At 66.5% G+C, this 820-nt stretch carries 1 pseudogene; it reads left to right on the plus strand.

Features of this window, described 5'->3' with window-relative positions:
- Window positions 1–22: 22 nt before the first annotated feature.
- Window positions 23–820: pseudogene (locus tag ACQKIP_RS46065) on the plus strand (glycoside hydrolase family 6 protein); the annotation flags it as partial.

The raw sequence follows: 820 nt of genomic DNA on the forward strand, positions 1-820 counted from the left end.
AAGGTTGATCGACAAGTAAAATACGGACTACATCGACCCGATCGCCGCGACCCTCGCCGACCCCAAGTACGCGGGCCTGCGCATCGTCACCACGATCGAGATCGACTCGCTGCCCAACCTCATCACCAACGTCTCCGGCCGCCCCACGGCCACACCCAACTGCGACGTGATGAAGGCCAACGGCAACTACCAGAAGGGCGTCGCCTACGCCCTCGACAAGCTCGGTGACGTCAAGAACGTCTACAACTATATCGACGCGGGCCACCACGGCTGGCTCGGCTGGGACGACAACTTCGGCGCCTCCGCCGACCTGTTCAAGACGACCGCCACCGGCAACGGCGCCAAGCTGTCCGACGTCCACGGCTTCATCGTGAACACGGCCAACTACAGCGCACTCAAGGAGAACAACTTCGCCATCGGCGACACCGTCGCGGGCAAGTCGGTGCGCGAGTCCAAGTGGGTCGACTGGAACCGCTACACCGACGAACTGTCGTACGCCCAGGCCATGCGCACCAAGCTGGTCTCGCTCGGCTTCGACCAGAACCTCGGCATGCTGATCGACACCTCCCGCAACGGCTGGGGCGGCACGGCCCGGCCCGCCGGGCCCGGCGCCACCACGAGCGTCGACACCTACGTGGACGGCGGGCGCTACGACCGCCGCATCCACCTGGGCAACTGGTGCAACCAGTCCGGCGCCGGCCTCGGCGAGCGGCCGCAGGCCAACCCGGCCACCGGGATCGACGCCTATGTGTGGATGAAGCCGCCGGGGGAGTCGGACGGGTCGAGCAAGGCCATCGACAACGACGAGGGCAAGGGCTTC

Source organism: Streptomyces sp. NPDC059900, assembly GCF_050270335.1.
Taxonomy (GTDB): domain Bacteria; phylum Actinomycetota; class Actinomycetes; order Streptomycetales; family Streptomycetaceae; genus Streptomyces.